Source organism: Liberibacter crescens BT-1 (assembly GCF_000325745.1).
GTDB classification, from domain to species: domain Bacteria; phylum Pseudomonadota; class Alphaproteobacteria; order Rhizobiales; family Rhizobiaceae; genus Liberibacter; species Liberibacter crescens.
Genome location: NC_019907.1, coordinates 473892 through 493528, shown reverse-complemented (window position 1 = coordinate 493528; position 19637 = coordinate 473892). Strand labels below are relative to the sequence as shown.

The following is a 19637-nucleotide window of genomic DNA, read 5'->3' as shown; positions in this document are numbered from 1 at the left end:
GTTTACTACTGATTGTATTTTTATACAATAATTCCAATCTTAAGTAAGAAGGATGAACAATGTGTTGGAATGGGAAAGCCTCAACAACATTATCTATTATTGGTTTCATAGGATGTAGCATTTCAGCGTATAAAAAAGACAGTCCTGTTTTATGGGGTTGCTTGGCTTATTTCTCTTTAATGGAAGTTCTACAAGCTTTCACATATAACGTAATAAACTCTTGCTTTGATCTTAGAAATCAAGTTGCCACATCTTTAGGCTACCTGCATATTTCTTTACAACCTTTTTTTATAAATGCTATTTCAATGTATTTTATACCTAAAGAGGCACAAAAGAAAATAGCAACACCTGTCTTTATGATTTGTTTTATTTGCTTCATAGTAATGTTCGTACAAGCATTTCCTTATCATTCATTTTCTCTTATTCCAAAAGCTGCTGCACCAATGTGCTCAGACAGGCTGTGTTCTGTTTCAGGAAATTGGCATATAGCTTGGGAATTCCCTATAAATAATATTTTCAACCTTAATGCTCCTATTTCATTGTTTGGAATTCCTCTTTCCTTTGGAAATATAGTTTGGGCTCCGTATATCATCTCTGCTTTCTTGTTACCTATTGCCTATGGGTCTTGGAGATTTACTTTATATCATTTTTTAGTCGGCCCTGTATTGGCAAGGTTAACAACATCTAATATAAACGAGTTTCCGGCTATTTGGTGTTTATTCTCTATAGGACTTTTGTTAATTGTTATTAAAACAAGAATAAGGAATATTCTTTTTATTAAAAAATTATGGTGGTTTGATCAGAAAATGAGGTTTTAGTTATTGCTAAAAAAAGTTGATGAGAGTTATTCAAGACTTACAAAATTAAACTATATAAAAGTATTGTTTTATATTAACCATTATTTTAGATAAAACTTAATACGTAAATACTAAAAAAGAAGATAAAATCTTCTATAAAGAATAAAGCTTTTACTCAAATGAAATCTTTTGAGATTCTAAAAACTTATGCTTTTTTATTATTCCTTAAAAAAGAACGTTCAAAAAGTATTTTATATCACCTCCTTTACAAACAGATACATAACTATTCAGAATTACTGCATAAAGCCAAAAGAAGATAAATTTTTAAAAACTTCAGATTCATTTTAAATTAAAAAACACATACATTCAGAGAAAATGATATAAAAATGTCTCATTATCTTTTAAAAAAGACAAACCCCATAAAATTATATACTCCAGAAGAATTCCAAGGCGTACGCAATGCATGCCAAGTAACAGCTCGGTGTCTGGATTCTTTAGTAGAAATTGTTAAACCAGGAATTACAACCAATGAAATTGATTATTTTGTATTTAAATTTGGAATAGATAACGGTGCATTTCCTGCAACTCTTAACTACAGAGGATATAAAAAATCAACCTGTACTTCAATCAATCATGTTGTATGTCATGGTATTCCAAATGATAAGCCTCTACAAAACGGAGATATTGTTAATATTGATGTTACTTATGTTTTAGATGGCTGGTATGGTGATGCCAGTCGCATGTATCCAATAGGAAAAATTAAGCGTTCAGCAGAACGGCTTTTAGAAGTTACTTATGAAGCACTCTGTAGAGGTATTGCTACTGTCAAACCTAACGCACCTATTGAATCTATTGGCCAGGCAATACAAACATACGCTGAAAAAGAACGCTGCTCTGTTGTAAAAGCTTTTTGTGGTCATGGAATTGGTCATGTTTTTCATGATAAACCAGAAATTCTTCATTACAGTGATCCAACTTTACAATCTGAAGGGAATTTTCAAGAAGGAATGATCTTTACTATAGAACCTATGATTAATTTAGGGCTCCCTGATGTAAAAATGCTATCAGATGGCTGGACAGCTGTCACACGAGATCGTTCTTTATCAGCTCAATACGAACATACAATAGGAGTAACAAAAACTGGTTATGAAATTTTTACATTATCACCAGCTGGCTTAGAACGACCAGGTTTTCCTCACAGTCAAAAAAAATATACCTAAAACTAAGAGAAACAAAACCTATGAATAATTCTATTTCGCCTGCGGATATGAATGAACTACATTATATTGGCCATCGCGATCGATTACGTGATCGTTTGCGGAAAAATGGTGAAATGGCATTGGCTGATTATGAAATTCTCGAATTAATTCTTTTCAAACTGATTCCACGTCGCGATACTAAATCTGTTGCTAAAGCACTCTTAAAACGTTTTTCAACTTTAGGAGGAGTTTTTGGGGCGCCATTACATTTACTTCAAGAAGTCCCTGGCATTGGAGAGACCGTTGCTTTTGAATTAAAATTAATATCAATAGCTACACAACGCATGCTAAAAGCCGAAATAAAAGATACTCAAATACTTGACTCTTGGTCAAAAGTTCTTGATTACTGCAATGCAACTATGGCTCATGAGGAACGTGAACAGTTTCGAATACTTTTTCTTAATAAACGTCATGTTCTTATTTCAAATGAAATCCAAAGTAAAGGAACAGTTGATCATACACCTGTTTATTTGCGTGAAATAGTCCGTAGGTCTTTAGAACTTTCAGCAACTTCTATTATTCTTGTCCACAATCATCCGAGTGGTGACCCAAGTCCTTCACGTGCTGACTTAGAAATGACACAAACTATTATATCTACAATATTACCCCTTGGAATTACTGTCTATGATCATATTATAATAGGAAAAACAAATTATATTAGCTTTAAAGGCTTAAAATTAATATAATATATTGAATACAAAACATAAAATACATAAAATACATAATTATTAAATTTTTAAAATGAAAATCTGATGTTTAAAAAAAACTTTAAAAAGAAAATATCTATAACTCTACTCATGATAATGCTTCTTCCTGCTTTTTATGTAGGAAGTCATGTAGCAGTTAATTATTATAATAACAACTTTCATGAAATTATTACAGGAGAGCTCTATCGCTCTGCCCAACCAGATTATCAACTCATAACATATTTATGGAAAAATTATAAAATAAAATCTATTATTAATCTCCGTGGTGAAAGTAAAGAACAGCCATGGTATCAGGAAGAAGAACAGATTACAAAGAAATTAGGTATTCATCTTATGAATTTTCGTATGTCGGCTTTCAGAGAATTAACAACAAAAGAAATAAATACACTTATAGAAATGATGAAAAATTCTCCAAAACCCCTACTTATACATTGCAAAGGAGGAGCAGATCGCACAGGATTAGCATCTGCGCTCTATTTAATGACAATAGTATCAGACAGTGCTTCACAAGCTGAAAATCAACTTTCCTTTATTTATGGATACCTTCCATTACTTTATCCAAAAAAACAAGCTATGCAGTCAACCTTTACAAAAGTAAAAAAACTATATACCAGATCAGAACAACAAAAAATTTCCTCAATTATAACTGAACAGAGTTCTAGGAATACTATAAAAAATAAAGAACTTTTCTAACAAAAGATTAAATTTTTGATTAATAAACGCTTCGCTACTTATATCGCCTTTCCCTAAAGGAATGGTACCCACTTCTTGATTAGTAAGAATAAGTTACGATTTTTTTTATTTCGTTGAAAACGATAAACAAAGCTTTATCAAATGAGAAAACTACATTGCCTTAAGTATTAATAATACGCCTATGCTGTTATACAAAAGGGTGTTATTAAAAAAACATCGATTGTAACTATTTCTCTTTACCTTTTAGTAAATAATACATACCAAAAACGCCAATGGCAGAAAGTTACAATTCCTGTTAATATCACTATCCTATAAACAACACTACAAAAAATTAGAGAATTTGTATATAATAAAGCTAAAAAATACGGTATTTTTAAATAAAAAGACGAATAAATACCCAAAAGATATTAGAAAATTGCTTCTTACTCCATAAAAAATAATAACAATAACCAATCACTACATATTATCGTCATGTTATAAAAAAGATAACAATACTTAAAGATAGTAAATATAAAAAAATTTAAAAAACAGCATAAAATATAATTTATAATAGTACCATAAAATTATATCAGTAATTTAATTATCAAAAAACAAATAGAAATCACAAAGATATTTCTTGATTTTTTATTCTATCCCTATCAACGGCACCTTTAGAAGATACATCACGATCAACAAATTCAATAACAGCCATAGAAGCATTATCTCCATAGCGGTACCCTAGTTTCATAATACGTAAATAACCACCATTACGATTAGCATAACGCAAAGCTACCTTATCAAAGAGCTTAGTAACAACATCTACATTTCTTATTTTAGATATAGCTTGACGCCGAGCATGAAGAGTTCCTTTTTTAGCTAATGTTACAAGCTTTTCAACAACTGGACGTAAATCCTTTGCTTTTGGCAAAGTAGTAATAATTTGCTCATGGGTAATAAGTGATATTGCCATATTAGAAAACATAACCTTACGATGGCTAGAGGTCCTATTTAATTTTCGCCTATCTATAGAATGTCGCATGATCTTATTTTCCTATATTTAAAGATTCTTTGTAAATCAATCAAATTATTAATAATGATCTTCATATCTCTTAGCTAAATCTTCAATATTATCAGGTGGCCATATAGGTATATCCATACCAAGGTGTAAACCCATTGAAGCAAGAACTTCTTTAATTTCGTGTAAAGATTTGCGACCAAAATTTGCTGTACGTAGCATTTCTGCTTCAGTTTTTTGTATCAAATCACCAATATAAACAATATTATCATTCCTAAGACAATTAGCTGAACGAACAGAAAGCTCTAACTCATCAACTTTTTTCAATAAAGCAGGATTAAATGCTAGCTCTGCTACATGTTCATCTGCTGCTTCTCTTTTTGGCTCATCAAAATTTACAAAAACGCTAAGTTGATCCTGAAGAATACGTGCTGCAAGAGCAACTGCATCTTCACCAGTAATAGAACCATCAGTATCAATTATCATACTTAACTTATCATAATCAAGAACTTGTCCTTCTCGTGTATTTTCAACCTTATAAGAAACCTTTTTGACCGGTGAATAAAGACTATCAACAGGAATCAAACCAATTGGAGCATCTTCAGAACGATTCTGTTCAGCAGGAACATAACCTTTCCCATTATTTACAACTAATTCCATACGTATTTCAGAACCGTCATCAAGATTACAAATTACGTGATCTGGATTAAGAACTTCGATATCGCCTGAAACTTGAATATCTCCTGCTGTTACTTGCCCGGGACCTTGCTTACGAACAATCATTCGTTTAGCCATATCACCTGACATTCTCAAATCAATTTCTTTAACATTTAGAACTATATCTGTAATATCTTCTCGAACTCCAGATATAGAAGAAAATTCATGTAAAACACCGTCAATTTGGATTGCAGTAACAGCAGAGCCACGTAATGACGATAATAAAATACGACGAAGCGCATTACCAAGTGTAAGGCCAAAACCTCGTTCAAGAGGTTCAGCCACTAAAATTGTTCTCGTTCTTCCATACGATGTAAACTCAACCTTATTTGGTTTAATTAATTCCTGCCAGTTCTTCTGGATCATATTACTTGCCTTTTGTTAGTCGCCACTATCCAATCGTAACGACCAAGCTCTAAGAGACTTGCCTTTAAAGCGAATAGTTAATATTTTACAAAGAGATGATTAAACTCGACGTTTTTTACGTGCACGACAACCATTATGGGCTATCATAGTTACATCCCGAATACATGTGATAGTAAAACCGCCAGCCTGTAAAGCACGCAAAGCAGATTCACGACCTGCTCCTGGACCACTAACCTCAACCTCTAACGATTTCATACCATGTTCCTGAGCTTTACGAACACAGTCTTCAGCAGCAACTTGGGCAGCAAAAGGACTGCATTTTCTAGAGCCAGAAAAATTATTTACTCCTGCAGATGACCAAGCAATAGTATTACCCTGAACATCTGTAATTGTAATCATAGTATTATTAAATGTAGAATTCACATGAGCTACACCAGAGGTTATGTTCTTTCGCTCACGGCGCCGAATACGTACAACCTCTTTAGCCATTTATAGCCCTCTCGTCGACTTTTGTTATTAAAATAAAATCAAGCTCCAAACCAACTCTCCCACATATAACATATTATAACATAATTTTTGAAGATTGTAGAAAAAGCTTCAAAATTTATACTAAAAAACACACTACTTCTTTTTCCCTATTCCCCCTTTATCTGCCCTCTTTCTAGTACGAGCATTAGTATGTGTACGCTGACCTCGAACAGGGAGATTGCGCCTATGACGAATTCCACGATAACAGCCTAAATCCATTAAACGTTTTATATTCATATAATTTTCTCGACGCAAATCACCTTCAACTTGATAGTTTTGATCAATAAGCTCACGAATTTTAATAACTTCTGAATCTGTTAATTGATTAACACGACGATCAGAAGATATACCAAGCTTGTCACAAAGCTCTTGAGATAACTTTGGACCAATACCATATATATAGCGAAGCGCTACAACAACTCGCTTTGCACTCGGTATATTAACGCCAGCGATACGTGCCACGCTTAGTTCTCCTTCTCCAAATTTTTAAAAAGATCAACAGTAAACCAAAAACATAAAAAACCTATATTTTCAAAAAATCAGTAGCATTATGTTGTTATTTAACAAAAAATATTTGAAATAATCAACACCTACAAATAATTATTTATCTTTTAAAAAAATAGAATTAATTTGTTCAGTTACACTATCTACATCTAACATACCATCAACACAATATAAACACCCAATAGAATGATAATAGTCAGAAAGCAAGGCTGTTTTCTTACGAAATTCTACTAACCGATTTAAAAACGGCTTATAATTATCATCAGCTCTTACATGTTTTCCAACTGCCATCGTTTCTGCTACACGACTCTCTATCCTCTTTAACATTGCATTATCATCAACTCTTAATTTAATAACAAAATCAATACAAGACGAAAGCTCAGAAAGAGCTACATCAAGTTGCTTAGCTTGTTCGATATTCCTAGGATAACCATCAAGTATAAATCCATTTGCACAATCAACTTTCCTTATTCTATCAATCACCATCTTATTAACAACTTCATCTGAGACAAGATCACCTGCTTCCATAAGCTGCTTTACCTTTCTCCCAACTTCAGTGTCATTCATAACAGACATACGAAGCATTGAACCCGTTGATAAGTGAGGAATTGCAAACTTTTCAGTTAACCGCTTTGCTTGAGTTCCCTTTCCTGCTCCTGGAGGTCCAAGAAGTATAATCCTCATCGCCTTTTCTTCCCACTTCGTAACTTTGATTTCTTAATAAGACCTTCATATTGCTGTGCGATTAAATATCCCTGTATTTGAGCAACAGTATCAAGTATAACACTAACAACAATTAAAAGAGATGTACCACCTAAAGCGAGAGGAATACCCGTATGAGAAACAATTACTTCAGGTATAATACAAACAAAAACAAGATATATAGCTCCAAGAACAGTTATACGTGTTAAAACATAATCAATATACTCAACAGTACGTTCACCTGGACGAATTCCAGGTATAAAACCACCATGTTTTTTTAAGTTATCAGCAGTATCCTTTGGATTAAAAACTATTGCTGTATAAAAAAATGAGAAAAAAGCAATTAATATCCCATATAATACCATATAAAGAGGATGTCCATGACCTAAAGAAGAAATTATCCTACTTAACCAATCTGGCATTGAAGCAGCACTAACAAAACCTGAAATGGTAGCAGGTAAAAGCAGCAATGAAGATGCAAATATTGCAGGAATAACACCAGCACTATTAAGTTTAAGAGGTAAATGAGACACATTATCTTGAAAAATACGATTACCAACTTGACGTTTTGGATACTGAATTAGCAAACGACGCTGTGCACGTTCAGCAAAAACTATAAGAGCAATTATAAAAACAGCGAGTATAAAAATTCCAATAATTAAAAAAGTAGAAACACTTCCTACACGACCCAATTCAAGAGTATTGATAAAGGCCGAAGGAAGACCTGCAACAATACCACTAAAAATAATAAGAGAAATACCATTTCCTACACCTCGAGAACTAATCTGCTCTCCTAACCACATAAGAAACATAGTACCGCCAAGAAGGGATAAAACAGTAGAAAAAATAAAAAAACCTCCCGGAAATACAACAATACCGTTACCACTCTGCAAACCAATTGATATACCATAGGCTTGTACTAGCCCTAAAACAACAGCACCATAACGAGTATATTGATTAATTATCTTACGTCCTTGCTCACCTTCCTTTTTAAGGATTTCAAGAGAAGGTATTAAAGAACTCATAAGTTGAACAATAATCGATGAAGAAATATATGGCATAATACCTAAAGAAAAAATAGCCATACGCTCTACTGCTCCACCAGAAAACATATTAAATAATCCAAATATACCACCAACCTTACTTTGAAAAGCCTTTGTATAGGCAATTGGATTAATGCCAGGCAAAGGTATATGAGTACCAAGACGATATATTAAAAGAGCGACAATAGTAAACAAAAGCCTCCTTTTTAAATCATCTGCCTTGGCAAAAGTAGAAAAACTTAAATTAGAAGCTAAATTCTCCACTGCAGATGGCATAAACAACTCCAAAGATTAAAGACATAATAAAGAGCTTAAAATTCATCATAACACTTAACCATGCTACGCTAAAAGTTGTATTAAAAAATTATACATAAAATTAAAAGAAAAATACCGAAATCTTTAAAAAACTCATGGAGAAAGAGTCACTTCTCCATCCATTTTTTTAACTTTTTCAATTGCAGCCTTAGATGCCCCACAAACCTGAAGCATTACCTTTGTATTTAAACTACCATCAGACAAAATACGAATACCATCATTACATCGACGAATAATTCCAGCTGATTTCAAAACAACAGCATCTATAGTTAAAGAAGGATCAATTTTTCCTTTATCTATAGCAGATTGTAAACATCCTAATGAAACAAGAACAAATTTACGTTTAAATACATTAACAAAACCGCGCTTAGGTAAACGCCGATATATAGGCATTTGACCACCTTCAAAACCATTAACTGCAACACCGGACCTTGATTTCTGGCCTTTAACCCCCCTACCAGCAGTTTTTCCACTACCAGAACCAATACCTCTACCTAAACGCTTACGTTTTTTAAAAGCTCCATCAACACAAGCAATTTCGTTCAACTTCATTATAAAATCCACTAATTTAATCTACAATACGAACAAGATGCTGAACTGCACGTATCATTCCACGAACAGATGCTGTATCTTCTAATAAACGACGACGATGCATCTTATTTAAGCCCAAACCAATCAATGTCTGACGCTGAACAAAACAACGGCGAACTGGACTTCCAATCTGTTCAACAACAATTTTATTTATACTTGATTTGTTTATCATAAACTTCTCACTTTTTCAAAGTATTACCTGATAACATAGCCTGTCTAGATTGAAGAACTGAAACCTTTATACCTCTTTGAGATGCTATATCCCTAGGATGAACTTGGGCTTTAAGAGCATTAAAAGTAGCACGGACCATATTATAAGGATTAGATGAACCTGTAGATTTAGCAACTATATCATGAATACCAAGAGTTTCAAATATTGCACGCATTGGACCGGCAGCAATAATACCTGTTCCAGGCTTAGCAGAACGAATTAAAACTTTACCAGCTCCATGACGTCCTTTGCAATCATGATGCAAAGTACGGCCATCACGCAATGATATATATATTAAAGAACGCTTTGCGGAATCTGTTGCTTTTCTAACAGCTTCCGGAACCTCACGAGCAGTACCATGGGCAAAACCTACCTTATTCTTCATATTACCGACAACAACCAAAGCAGCGAAACCAAAACGACGACCACCCTTTGCAACTTTAGCAACACGATTAACAGCAACAAGCTTATCTACAAACTCATCATCTCGTTCTTCACGATCTTGACGATGCTCACGCTGAGAGCGCTCTTTTTGAGCCATTTTTATATTCCTTCTTTACTTTAAAGCGCTTTTTCTTAAAAAAATTAAGATTAAATCAAACTAGAAACTTAAACCACCTTCACGAGCTGCTTCTGCAAGAGCCTCAATTCTACCATGGAAAATAAATGCGCCACGATCAAAACTAACTTCTTTAATACCTAATTGTACAGCACGTTCTGCAATTAACTTTCCTACCACAGAAGCAGCAAAAATATTAGAACCATTATTTAAAGAATTACGAATATCCTTATCTAAACTAGACGCAGAAACAAGGGTACAACTCGAATTATCATCAATGATTTGAGCATATATATTTTTAGAAGATCTATAAACACTTAAACGCAATCTTCCCTTAGACACCAACTTTAAGTTACGGCGCACACGACTAGCACGACGTTCAAGAATTTCTCTCCTACTAGCCATTTAAAACCCCTACTTCTTCTTACCTTCTTTACGAACAATCACTTCATTAACACGCCTTATACCCTTACCTTTATATGGATCAGGACGGCGATATCTACGAACTTCTGCAGCAACTTGATTAACTTTTTGTTTATCTATGCCAAAAATTAATATTTCTGTTGGCTTAGGAACAGAAATATTAATTCCCTCAGGAGGGTGATAGAGAACTTCGTGAGAAAAACCTAAAGAAAGATTCAAGCTACTACCTGAGATAGAAGCGCGATAACCAACACCACTAACCTCAAGTTTACGCTCATAGCCTTCCTGTACACCTTTCAAAATATTTGCTAATATAGTACGAGACATTCCCCACTTAGACAGAGCTTTGTTAGATTTATTAATAGGATTAACAATTACCATACCATCTTGGATATTAAAATTGATTTCATTATCAGCAACAAAAAACAGCTCACCTTTAGGCCCTTTAGCCGTAATTTTCTTACCTTCAAGCTTAACCTCAACATTAGACGGAATTTGAATAGGTTTTTTACCAATGCGAGACATCATAAACTTCCAAAAACTAAAACACAAAATAAATGTTTAACTTTAAAAAATAGAACACAAGACCTCTCCTCCAACATTACACTTACGAGCTTGATGGTCTGCCATCACTCCTTTTGAAGTAGAAATTATTGTAATCCCAAGACCATTAAAAACTTGAGGAATATCCTTAACAGCGACATAAATACGCCGACCTGACTTAGATATCCGTTTAAGATTACGTATCACTGGACTAGCCTTATAATACTTAAGTTCTATCTTTAACTCATATTTACCTTTTCCACATTCAACTCGAACGTATCCATTAATATAACCCTCTTCTTGCATAACATCCAAGACCTTAGAACGAATAACAGAATATGGCGCTAAGACAAACGACTTACGCCGAGCCAATGCATTACGAATACGTGTCAACATATCTCCTAAAGGATCAGTCATATATTATCTCCCTTACCAGCTCGACTTAACTAAGCCAGGTATATTTCCTGAACTTCCTAACTCTCGAAGAGCAACACGTGACATTCGAAACTTACGATAGTAAGCACGAGGACGACCCGTTATTTCACAACGATTACGAATACGAACTTTAGAACCATCACGAGGAAGAGCTGCTAACTTCATCATTACTTTAAATCTTTCTTCTATAGCTACATCTTTATTCATAACTATTTTCTTTAATTCTTCACGCTTAGCAGCTTGACTAGCAGCAATCTTACGGCGACGCTTATTCTTTTCAATCGCGCTTTTCTTTGCCATTACAAAGCTCCTTTTAATAGTTTATTTTTTTAATTTCTCACTGACGAAAAGGAAAATTAAATTGCTTTAATAAGTATCTAGCTTCTTCATTGTTCTTAGAAGTTGTACAAATAACTATATCCATACCCCAGATACAATCAACTTTATCATAATCAATTTCAGGAAAAACAATATGTTCCTTTATGCCAAAAGCAAAATTTCCAAAGCCATCAAAACTCTTAGAATCCAAACCACGGAAATCACGAGACCTAGGTAAAGCTATATTTATAATACGATCTATAAATTCATACATTTTTTCACGACGCAAAGTAACCTTTACACCTATAGGCATACCTTCTCTAAGCTTAAATCCAGCAATAGAACGACGTGCATATGTAATAACAGGCTTCTGACCAACTATTAAAGACAAATCATGAGCAGCAGCTTCTGGTTTTTTAGAATCGATTACCGCTTCCCCTACACCTATATTCACAACTACTTTTTCAAGCTTAGGAATTTGCATCTCATTTACATAAGAAAATTTTTCTTTCATAGCGTATCTAATACGACTTACATATTCCTTTTTAAGACGTGGCTCATATTTTAGCTCATACATCAATAAAATCTCCAGAACGCTTAGCTACACGAATCTTTTTACCATTAACAAAAGAAAAACCAATTCTTATAGGCTTACCATCTTTATTAATAATTGCTATATTAGACAAATGTATAGGAGCTTCTTTTAGGAAAATACCAGCCTGTTTATTAGCAGTTTGTTTCTCATAACAACTAACAATATTTATACCTCGCACAACAGCGCGCCTCTTTGATAAGATAACTTTAAGAACCTCACCAACTTTGCCCTTATCTCTACCAGCAAGAACAATAACCTTATCGCCCGTACGTATCTTCTCCATATTATAAGCCTCTTATATCACTTCTGGAGCCAAAGAAGTAATCTTCAAATGACCTTTTGAACGCAACTCACGCGGCACAGGACCAAAAACACGCGTTGCAATTAAATCTTTTTTATTATCTACTAAAACAACAGCATTCGTATCAAAACGTATAACACTCCCATCAATACGACGAATGTCTTTAGAAACACGAACAACTACTGCTTTAACAACTGCACCTTTTTTTACTCGTGCACGAGGTATAACCTCCTTAATTGCTACAACAATTACATCACCTACAGAAGCATATTTACGTTTTGAACCACCCAAAACTTTTATACATACAACACGACGCGCACCAGAATTATCAGCAACATCAAGACTTGTTTGCATTTGAATCATCTTACAAAGCTTTCTCTATCAAGGAATTCTTGATCTACCATTATAAGTTTTACACCAATTTTATTAAATAAAAAAATATATTCAAAGAAAAAAACTAATAACTTACACCCACATACTACACAAAAAAATATCTAAAGCCATAAAAAAAACCACATAAACCCTATTCTTTTAATGAACGAAGCGCCAACCAACACTTTTCTTTAGAAATTGGAGCACATTCTTCAATTGAAACAATATCCCCCACCTTAAACTTATTGTGCTCATCATGAACCTTATACTTCTTAGAATAACGAACTGTCTTCTGCAAAAGAGGATGAGAGAAGCGCCTCTCAACCTTTACAATTACAGTTTTATTACTTTTATCACTTACAACAACACCTTGCAAAACCCTTTTAGGCATTTTTATATCTTTCTCTCAATATCTTTAATACGTATTAAAGTTTTAACACGCGCTATATCACGACGAACCTCTTTAATACGAGAAGTCTTTTCGAGCTGCCCTGAAGCTTTTTGGAAACGCAAATTAAACTGCTCTCTTTTAAAAAGCAATAATTTCTCCTCTAGCTTAAGAACATCCATATCTAAAAAATCAACAAATTTCATAAACTTAAAACCTTTATTCTGCAATTCGCTGAACAAATCTTGTAGAAACTGAAAGCTTAGAAGCACCAAGACGGAGAGCTTCTCTTGCAATTTCTTCGGTAACACCATCAATTTCAAACATTATACGACCTGGCTTAACACGACAAACCCATTTTTCTACAGAGCCCTTACCTTTTCCCATACGAACCTCTGTAGGCTTAGAAGTCACAGGAACATCAGAAAATAATCTAACCCATACTCGACCCGTTCTCTTCATATAACGAGTTATAGCACGACGAGCAGCTTCAATTTCGCGTGCATTAACACGATTAGGCTCACGCGCTTTAATCGCAAATTCACCAAAAGCAATCCTTGATGCACCCTTTGCTACACCTTTTATACGACCTTTAAACTGTTTAGGATACTTAGTACGCTTCGGTTGCAACATGCTCTACTCTCCAAAAACCTATATAAAAAAAACTACGACTTATCTCGAACACGCTTACGACTAGAATTATTAACTTGATTATCACTCTCCAAAGGACGTTGATCAGAAACTATCGAATCACTTTCAAGAACTTCACCCTTATAAATAGATACCTTTATACCACAAATCCCATAAGCAGTTTTAGCCTCTGCTACGCCATAATCAATATTAGCACGAAGAGTCTGAAGAGGAACTTTTCCTTCAAGATACCATTCAGTACGAGCAATTTCAGCTCCACCAAGACGACCCGCACAAATTATTTTTATCCCTTCGGCACCAAGACGCATAGCAGATTGAACGGCACGCTTCATACAACGACGAAAAGCAACCCTTCTTTGAAGTTGTTGAGCAATCGACTGAGCTACTAAAACTGCATCAATTTCTGGTTTTCGAACTTCAACAATATTTAAATGCAATTCTGAATCAGTCATCCTAGAAAGCTCTCGACGCAACTTATCTATATCTACCCCCTTCTTACCAATAATGAAACCTGGACGAGCAGAATATATAGTAACACGACACTTTTTGTGAGGCCTCTCAATAAAAACTTTAGAAATACCTGCTTGCTTTAAATCTTTATTAATATACTCACGTATTCTTAAATCTTCATGTAAAAGCTTACCATATTCAGAACCACTAGAAAACCAAAGACTATCCCAAACACGATTAATACCAAGACGAAATATTATAGGATTAACTTTCTGCCCCATTTTATACAGCCCTTTCTTTATTTTTGACTTCCTGAACTACAACAGTCAAATGAGAAAAAGGTTTATTTATACGGGAACTTCGATGCCGACCACGACAATGAAAACGCTTCATAACAATAGACTTACCTACATAAACTTCTGATACTATAAGCCGATCAACATCAAGAGCATGATTATTTTCTGCATTAGCAACAGCAGATCGAAGAGTTTGCTTAACTGAAACCGCAATACGCTTACGAGAAAACTCTAAGTCTGCAAGAGCATGAGCAACCCTCTTTCCACGAATCATAACGGCAACAAGATTTAACTTCTGAGGGCTAACACGAAGCATACGTGAAATAGCATTAGCTTCATTATCTTTTAGCTGACGCTCAGCTTTTAATTTGCCCATTAATTACTTCCTCTTACTTTTTTTATCAGCCCCATGCCCTGGACAGAAACGGGTTGGAGAAAATTCACCAAACTTACACCCAACCATTTCTTCAGTAACAGAAACAGGTATATGCTTATTTCCATTATACACACCAAATGTCAAACCAACAAACTGTGGTATAATAGAACACTCACGACACCATATCTTTATTACTTCATTCCGACCTGATTGCCGAGCTTTTTCTACCTTTTTTAACAAATAGCCATGAACAACTGGACCTTTCCATACCGCACGAACCATCAAAAACAAACTCCTTTATTTCTTATTTTTATGACGCGAACGAACGATAAACTTATCAGTAGATTTACTTGAACGAGTCCGCTTACCCTTTGTAGGCTTTCCCCAAGGACTACATGGATTACGCCCACCAGAAGTCTTACCTTCTCCACCTCCAAGAGGATGATCAATAGGATTCATTGCCACCCCTCTAACACTAGGACGTCTACCACGCCAACGAGAACGACCAGCCTTAGAATCATTTATATTAATATGATCGGCATTTGATACTGCACCTATTGAAGCCAAACAAGAAGAATAGACCAAACGCTGCTCCCCAGAATTAAGACGCAAAAGAACCATACCCTGATCACGACCAATAATTTGAGCATAACTACCAGCAGAGCGAGCTAACTGCCCTCCTTTTCCAAGTTTTATTTCAACGTTATGTATTATAGAACCAACAGGAATAAATTGTAATGGCATAGCATTACCAGGCTTCACATCAACTGCATTCGCAGAAGAAATAACTATATCTCCTTTAGATAAGCGTTGAGGCGCAATTATATATGACTTTTGCCCATCGGAATAAGATATTAAAGCAATAAATGCTGTTCTATTAGGATCATATTCTATACGCTCCACAACAGCTTCAACATCAAACTTACGACGCTTAAAATCTACAAAACGATAAGAACGTTTACTTCCTCCACCCCGAAAACGAGTTGTTATCCGACCAAGATTATTTCGTCCACCCTTGGAATTCAAACCTGCCGTCAAAGCCTTTATAGGCTTACCTTTATACAACGAAGACCTATCAACGACAACAAGCTGACGCTGACTAGATGTAACTGGATTAAACTTCTTTAACACCATAATACTCAATCCCTTTATCAAACTAGATAAAATTAAAAACTAGCTGATATATCAATAGAATGCCCTTTAGCTAAAGTCACTACTGCTCTTTTAACATCTTTACACAAAACATATAAATTACGACCTGATCTCATCGGTTTTTGCATTATAGCAAAACTACGAACACGCCTTAATTTACCTTTACGCCTTAAGGTATTAACAGATAGAACCTTCACACCAAACAAAGCTTCAACAGCTATCTTAATTTCAGATTTAGAAGAATCTTTCCTTACATTAAAAACTATCTGATTATTTTCAGACATTGCAGTAGATTTTTCTGTTACTACAGGAGAAAAAATTACATCATAATCTCTAAGAGCAATCATTTTAAGCGACCCTCCAAAGCCTTTACAGCAGAAATAGAAAGAACCAACTTTCTACGACGCAAAATATCATAAACATTTATCCCTTGTGCAGGAAGAAGATCTATATTGGGAATATTTTGACTAGCAAGCTTAAAGTTTTCATTAAGCTGAAACCCATCAACAATAAGAGCATTATAAAGCTCAAGACCTTTAAAAAAACTGGCTATATATTTAGTTTTAGCTTCCTGTGACACCAAATTATCAATTATTAAAACATCTTCAGATTGTATTTTTGAAGATATTGCATGACACAAAGCAAGAGAACGAACCTTCCTAGGAATAGTATACTCATGATCAATAACTACAGGACCGAATGCTTTTCCACCACCACGAAACTGTGGAGCCCGAGAAGAACTATGCCTAGCACGACCTGTTCTCTTTTGAGCATACATCTTAGAACCTGTATAAGAAATTTCAGAACGACTCTTTGATTTATGCGTACCACTTCTTCTACGAGCCAACTGCCAACGAATAACAGCAGCTATTAAATCCTCTTTAGGGCTTAAGCCAAAAATAGATTCAGAAACAGAAATCTCCCCAACATTTCTACCATCAAGAGATTTAACATTTAATTCCATCATAGAGCCCTTATTTCTCTTTTTTTACAGCCTTGAATGCATCTCGAATCAAAACCCAAGAACTTTTATATCCAGGAACAGCACCTTTAACAAGAATTAGACCTCGATTTTCATCCATAGAAACAACTTCTAAATTTTTAATTGTTACACGAGATTGCCCCATATGGCCAGCCATATCTTTATTTTTAAAAACACGCCCTGGATCTTGTCTACAACCTGTTGATCCTGGCGACCTATGTGATAAAGATACACCATGTGTAGCACGTAAACCACCAAAATTATGCCGCTTCATAACACCGGCAAAACCCTTACCTATAGTAAAACCCGAAACATCAACCAACTGCCCTAGAGCAAAATGAGAAGGAGACAATAGATAACCAATTTTCAACAACTGATCCTGAGAAACACGAAATTCTACAACTTTTGCTTTAGGCTCTACATTGGCATTTAAAAAAACACCCCGCATAGATTTTGATGTATTCTTTACTTTAGCAAACCCAGCACCAAGCTGAACAGCAAAATACCCATTTTTTTGGAAAGTACGATGAGCTATTACCCTACAATTATCTATATGTAAAACAGTAACAGGTATGTGCTCACCTTTAACATTATACACACAAGTCATACCCAACTTTTGCGCAATAACACCTGAACGCATCAACCTGCCCCCAATCCAAAAATAATTAAAAAAATTAAAGCTTGATTGCTACATCAACACCAGCAGCAAGATCAAGCCTCATCAAAGCATCAACAGTCTGTGAATTTGGCTTCACTATATCAAGAAAGCGCTTATAAGTACGTATCTCCAACTGATCTCGACTCTTTTTATCTATATGAGGAGACCTATTAACAGTAAATTTCTTTACACGACTCGGAAGAGGAATAGGACCTATAATGATTGCACCAGTTTGCTTGGCAGTTAACACAATCTCCCGCACAGAAGCATCAAGAATATGGGAATCAAAACCCCTAAGACATATACGAATATTCTGGTTATTCATCTAAATTATTCCTTACCCACAAACTTTTATTAAATCTAACAAAAACTACTCAAGAAAATAAAAAGTTACAAATCCAAGCCACTAAAAAATACTCCCTGAAAAACTATAATTAACTAAAACTTAGGAATATTTAATCACAAATGACTTTTTCAAAGAATACGATAAAAGAACCTATTCAAGTATTTCTGATATAACACCAGCACCAACAGTCTTTCCACCCTCACGAATAGCAAAACGCTGCTGAAGCTCCATAGCAATAGGAACAATTAACTCAACATCAAGAGCTAAATTATCCCCCGGCATAACCATCTCTACACCGTCAGGAAGCGTTACTACACCAGTAATATCCGCTGTACCCAAATAAAATTGCGGACGATAATTCGAAAAAAATGATGTATGACGACCACCTTCCTCTTTCGTCAAAATATAAACCTCAGCTCTAAACTTCTTATACGGATTAACAGTATTCGACTTACATAAAACCTGACCACGCTCAATCAAAGAACGGTCAACTCCTCGCAACAAAAGACCAACATTATCTCCAGCTTGTCCCTCAGATAAAATCTTCCGGAACATCTCAACTCCTGTACATATCGTCTTAACCGTACCCCTTATACCAACAATCTCTAATTCATCGCCAACCTTCACAACACCACGATTAATACGACCAGTAGCAACTGTACCACGTCCAGAAATCGAAAAAACATCCTCAACAGGCATCATAAACGGCTTATCTATCAATCGCTTCGGTGTCGGAATATAATCATCAACAGCAGCCAATAACGAACGAATCGAATCCTCTCCTATCGACTTATCCCGATCCTCAAGAGCTGCAAGCGCAGAACCCCTAATAATAGGAATATCATCCCCAGGAAATTTGTAATAAGACAACAATTCCCGTATCTCAAGCTCAACAAGATCAATCAACTCAGGATCATCAACCTGATCAACCTTGTTTAAATAAACAACCATCGCAGGAACACCTACCTGACGAGCAAGAAGTATATGCTCCTTCGTCTGAGGCATAGGACCATCCGCAGCAGAACAAACAAGTATCGCACCGTCTACTTGAGCAGCACCAGTAATCATATTCTTAACATAATCCGCATGACCAGGGCAATCAACATGAAAATAGTGACGCTTACTCGTACGATACTCAACATGTGTCGTCGAAATCGTTATACCTCGAGCCTTCTCTTCAGGTGCGCTATCAATCTGATCATAAGACTTGTATTCGCCATAATACTTCGTAATCGCCGCCGTTAATGTCGTCTTCCCATGATCAACATGACCTATCGAACAAAGACCAACATTATCCTGATCTCGTATAAACTCTTCCTTTGCCACCCTGAGCTCTCCAATATAATATTTACTTAATTATCCCAA

Annotated in this window: 32 protein-coding genes; 4 read left to right on the top strand and 28 right to left on the bottom strand. The window is 35.1% G+C overall.

Annotated elements, in window-relative coordinates; translation table 11 throughout:
• The first annotated feature begins 59 nt into the window (after positions 1-59).
• The 4 genes from B488_RS02145 to B488_RS02130 all read left to right on the top strand — a co-directional run bounded on the left by B488_RS02145 (position 60) and on the right by B488_RS02130 (position 3456).
• A complete protein-coding gene (locus tag B488_RS02145) occupies positions 60-818 on the top strand; it encodes a DUF5765 domain-containing protein (RefSeq protein WP_015272858.1) in 759 nt (252 codons plus the stop codon).
• 365 nt (positions 819-1183) lie between these two features.
• Positions 1184-2017 (top strand): type I methionyl aminopeptidase, encoded by an 834-nt coding sequence (gene map / locus B488_RS02140; RefSeq protein ID WP_015272857.1) that lies wholly within the window; start codon positions 1184-1186, stop codon positions 2015-2017.
• Between the two features lie 20 nt (positions 2018-2037).
• Positions 2038-2742: a RadC family protein gene (radC, locus tag B488_RS02135; RefSeq protein ID WP_015272856.1), complete on the top strand. Its 705-nt coding sequence runs from the start codon at positions 2038-2040 to the stop codon at positions 2740-2742.
• A gap of 66 nt (positions 2743-2808) precedes the next feature.
• Positions 2809-3456: a dual specificity protein phosphatase family protein gene (locus B488_RS02130; RefSeq protein ID WP_015272855.1), complete on the top strand. Its 648-nt coding sequence runs from the start codon at positions 2809-2811 to the stop codon at positions 3454-3456.
• Between the two features lie 601 nt (positions 3457-4057).
• On the opposite strand, the gene rplQ is transcribed toward B488_RS02130, so the two are convergent.
• The 28 genes from rplQ to tuf form a co-directional block, all read right to left on the bottom strand.
• Positions 4058-4474, bottom strand: a complete 417-nt coding sequence (gene rplQ, locus B488_RS02125; protein ID WP_015272854.1) for a 50S ribosomal protein L17 — start codon at positions 4472-4474, stop codon at positions 4058-4060.
• A gap of 48 nt (positions 4475-4522) precedes the next feature.
• Positions 4523-5533 (bottom strand): DNA-directed RNA polymerase subunit alpha, encoded by a 1011-nt coding sequence (locus B488_RS02120; RefSeq protein ID WP_015272853.1) that lies wholly within the window; start codon positions 5531-5533, stop codon positions 4523-4525.
• 99 nt (positions 5534-5632) lie between these two features.
• Positions 5633-6022, bottom strand: coding sequence for a 30S ribosomal protein S11 (rpsK, locus tag B488_RS02115; protein ID WP_015272852.1), 390 nt, complete (start codon positions 6020-6022; stop codon positions 5633-5635).
• A gap of 132 nt (positions 6023-6154) precedes the next feature.
• Entirely contained in the window at positions 6155-6523 is a 369-nt protein-coding gene (gene rpsM, locus B488_RS02110; protein ID WP_015272851.1) for a 30S ribosomal protein S13, read from the bottom strand.
• A 138-nt stretch (positions 6524-6661) separates the two neighbouring features.
• Entirely contained in the window at positions 6662-7249 is a 588-nt protein-coding gene (locus tag B488_RS02105; RefSeq protein WP_015272850.1) for an adenylate kinase, read from the bottom strand.
• A complete protein-coding gene (gene secY, locus B488_RS02100) occupies positions 7246-8586 on the bottom strand; it encodes a preprotein translocase subunit SecY (RefSeq protein WP_015272849.1) in 1341 nt (446 codons plus the stop codon). Before secY ends, B488_RS02105 begins: the two co-directional genes overlap by 4 nt.
• 132 nt (positions 8587-8718) lie before the next feature.
• On the bottom strand, positions 8719-9177 hold the full coding sequence (rplO, locus tag B488_RS02095) for a 50S ribosomal protein L15 (protein ID WP_015272848.1): 459 nt from the start codon (positions 9175-9177) through the stop codon (positions 8719-8721).
• 16 nt (positions 9178-9193) lie between these two features.
• The gene (gene rpmD / locus B488_RS02090; RefSeq protein WP_015272847.1) at positions 9194-9388 is read right to left on the bottom strand and encodes a 50S ribosomal protein L30; all 195 of its coding nucleotides are present in this window, start codon (positions 9386-9388) and stop codon (positions 9194-9196) included.
• Between the two features lie 7 nt (positions 9389-9395).
• A complete protein-coding gene (gene rpsE / locus B488_RS02085) occupies positions 9396-9968 on the bottom strand; it encodes a 30S ribosomal protein S5 (protein WP_015272846.1) in 573 nt (190 codons plus the stop codon).
• Between the two features lie 60 nt (positions 9969-10028).
• Positions 10029-10391: a 50S ribosomal protein L18 gene (rplR, locus tag B488_RS02080; protein WP_015272845.1), complete on the bottom strand. Its 363-nt coding sequence runs from the start codon at positions 10389-10391 to the stop codon at positions 10029-10031.
• 9 nt (positions 10392-10400) lie between these two features.
• The gene (gene rplF / locus B488_RS02075) at positions 10401-10934 is read right to left on the bottom strand and encodes a 50S ribosomal protein L6 (RefSeq protein WP_041770586.1); all 534 of its coding nucleotides are present in this window, start codon (positions 10932-10934) and stop codon (positions 10401-10403) included.
• Positions 10935-10976: 42 nt separating this feature from the next.
• Positions 10977-11369 carry a 30S ribosomal protein S8 gene (gene rpsH, locus B488_RS02070; protein WP_015272843.1) on the bottom strand — a complete coding sequence of 131 codons (393 nt, stop codon included), beginning with the start codon at positions 11367-11369 and terminating at the stop codon, positions 10977-10979.
• Positions 11370-11381: 12 nt separating this feature from the next.
• Positions 11382-11687, bottom strand: coding sequence for a 30S ribosomal protein S14 (gene rpsN, locus B488_RS02065; RefSeq protein WP_015272842.1), 306 nt, complete (start codon positions 11685-11687; stop codon positions 11382-11384).
• A gap of 37 nt (positions 11688-11724) precedes the next feature.
• Entirely contained in the window at positions 11725-12282 is a 558-nt protein-coding gene (rplE, locus tag B488_RS02060) for a 50S ribosomal protein L5 (protein ID WP_015272841.1), read from the bottom strand.
• On the bottom strand, positions 12275-12583 hold the full coding sequence (gene rplX, locus B488_RS02055; protein WP_015272840.1) for a 50S ribosomal protein L24: 309 nt from the start codon (positions 12581-12583) through the stop codon (positions 12275-12277). Before rplX ends, rplE begins: the two co-directional genes overlap by 8 nt.
• A gap of 12 nt (positions 12584-12595) precedes the next feature.
• Complete coding sequence (gene rplN / locus B488_RS02050) at positions 12596-12964, bottom strand: 50S ribosomal protein L14 (RefSeq protein WP_015272839.1); 369 nt, start codon at positions 12962-12964, stop codon at positions 12596-12598.
• Positions 12965-13124: 160 nt separating this feature from the next.
• Complete coding sequence (gene rpsQ, locus B488_RS02045) at positions 13125-13364, bottom strand: 30S ribosomal protein S17 (RefSeq protein WP_015272838.1); 240 nt, start codon at positions 13362-13364, stop codon at positions 13125-13127.
• Between the two features lie 2 nt (positions 13365-13366).
• Positions 13367-13567 (bottom strand): 50S ribosomal protein L29, encoded by a 201-nt coding sequence (rpmC, locus tag B488_RS02040; RefSeq protein WP_015272837.1) that lies wholly within the window; start codon positions 13565-13567, stop codon positions 13367-13369.
• A gap of 13 nt (positions 13568-13580) precedes the next feature.
• Entirely contained in the window at positions 13581-13994 is a 414-nt protein-coding gene (gene rplP / locus B488_RS02035) for a 50S ribosomal protein L16 (protein ID WP_015272836.1), read from the bottom strand.
• Between the two features lie 32 nt (positions 13995-14026).
• The gene (gene rpsC / locus B488_RS02030) at positions 14027-14743 is read right to left on the bottom strand and encodes a 30S ribosomal protein S3 (protein ID WP_015272835.1); all 717 of its coding nucleotides are present in this window, start codon (positions 14741-14743) and stop codon (positions 14027-14029) included.
• Position 14744: 1 nt separating this feature from the next.
• Complete coding sequence (gene rplV, locus B488_RS02025; protein ID WP_015272834.1) at positions 14745-15134, bottom strand: 50S ribosomal protein L22; 390 nt, start codon at positions 15132-15134, stop codon at positions 14745-14747.
• A 3-nt stretch (positions 15135-15137) separates the two neighbouring features.
• Positions 15138-15416 carry a 30S ribosomal protein S19 gene (gene rpsS, locus B488_RS02020; protein ID WP_015272833.1) on the bottom strand — a complete coding sequence of 93 codons (279 nt, stop codon included), beginning with the start codon at positions 15414-15416 and terminating at the stop codon, positions 15138-15140.
• Positions 15417-15431: 15 nt separating this feature from the next.
• A complete protein-coding gene (rplB, locus tag B488_RS02015) occupies positions 15432-16268 on the bottom strand; it encodes a 50S ribosomal protein L2 (RefSeq protein ID WP_015272832.1) in 837 nt (278 codons plus the stop codon).
• A gap of 32 nt (positions 16269-16300) precedes the next feature.
• Positions 16301-16633 (bottom strand): 50S ribosomal protein L23, encoded by a 333-nt coding sequence (gene rplW, locus B488_RS02010; RefSeq protein ID WP_015272831.1) that lies wholly within the window; start codon positions 16631-16633, stop codon positions 16301-16303.
• The gene (gene rplD, locus B488_RS02005; protein ID WP_015272830.1) at positions 16630-17250 is read right to left on the bottom strand and encodes a 50S ribosomal protein L4; all 621 of its coding nucleotides are present in this window, start codon (positions 17248-17250) and stop codon (positions 16630-16632) included. Before rplD ends, rplW begins: the two co-directional genes overlap by 4 nt.
• Positions 17251-17260: 10 nt before the next feature.
• Positions 17261-17908 (bottom strand): 50S ribosomal protein L3, encoded by a 648-nt coding sequence (gene rplC, locus B488_RS02000; protein ID WP_015272829.1) that lies wholly within the window; start codon positions 17906-17908, stop codon positions 17261-17263.
• 34 nt (positions 17909-17942) lie between these two features.
• Positions 17943-18251, bottom strand: a complete 309-nt coding sequence (gene rpsJ / locus B488_RS01995) for a 30S ribosomal protein S10 (protein WP_015272828.1) — start codon at positions 18249-18251, stop codon at positions 17943-17945.
• A 171-nt stretch (positions 18252-18422) separates the two neighbouring features.
• A complete protein-coding gene (gene tuf, locus B488_RS01990) occupies positions 18423-19598 on the bottom strand; it encodes an elongation factor Tu (RefSeq protein WP_015272827.1) in 1176 nt (391 codons plus the stop codon).
• Positions 19599-19637: the final 39 nt, after the last annotated feature.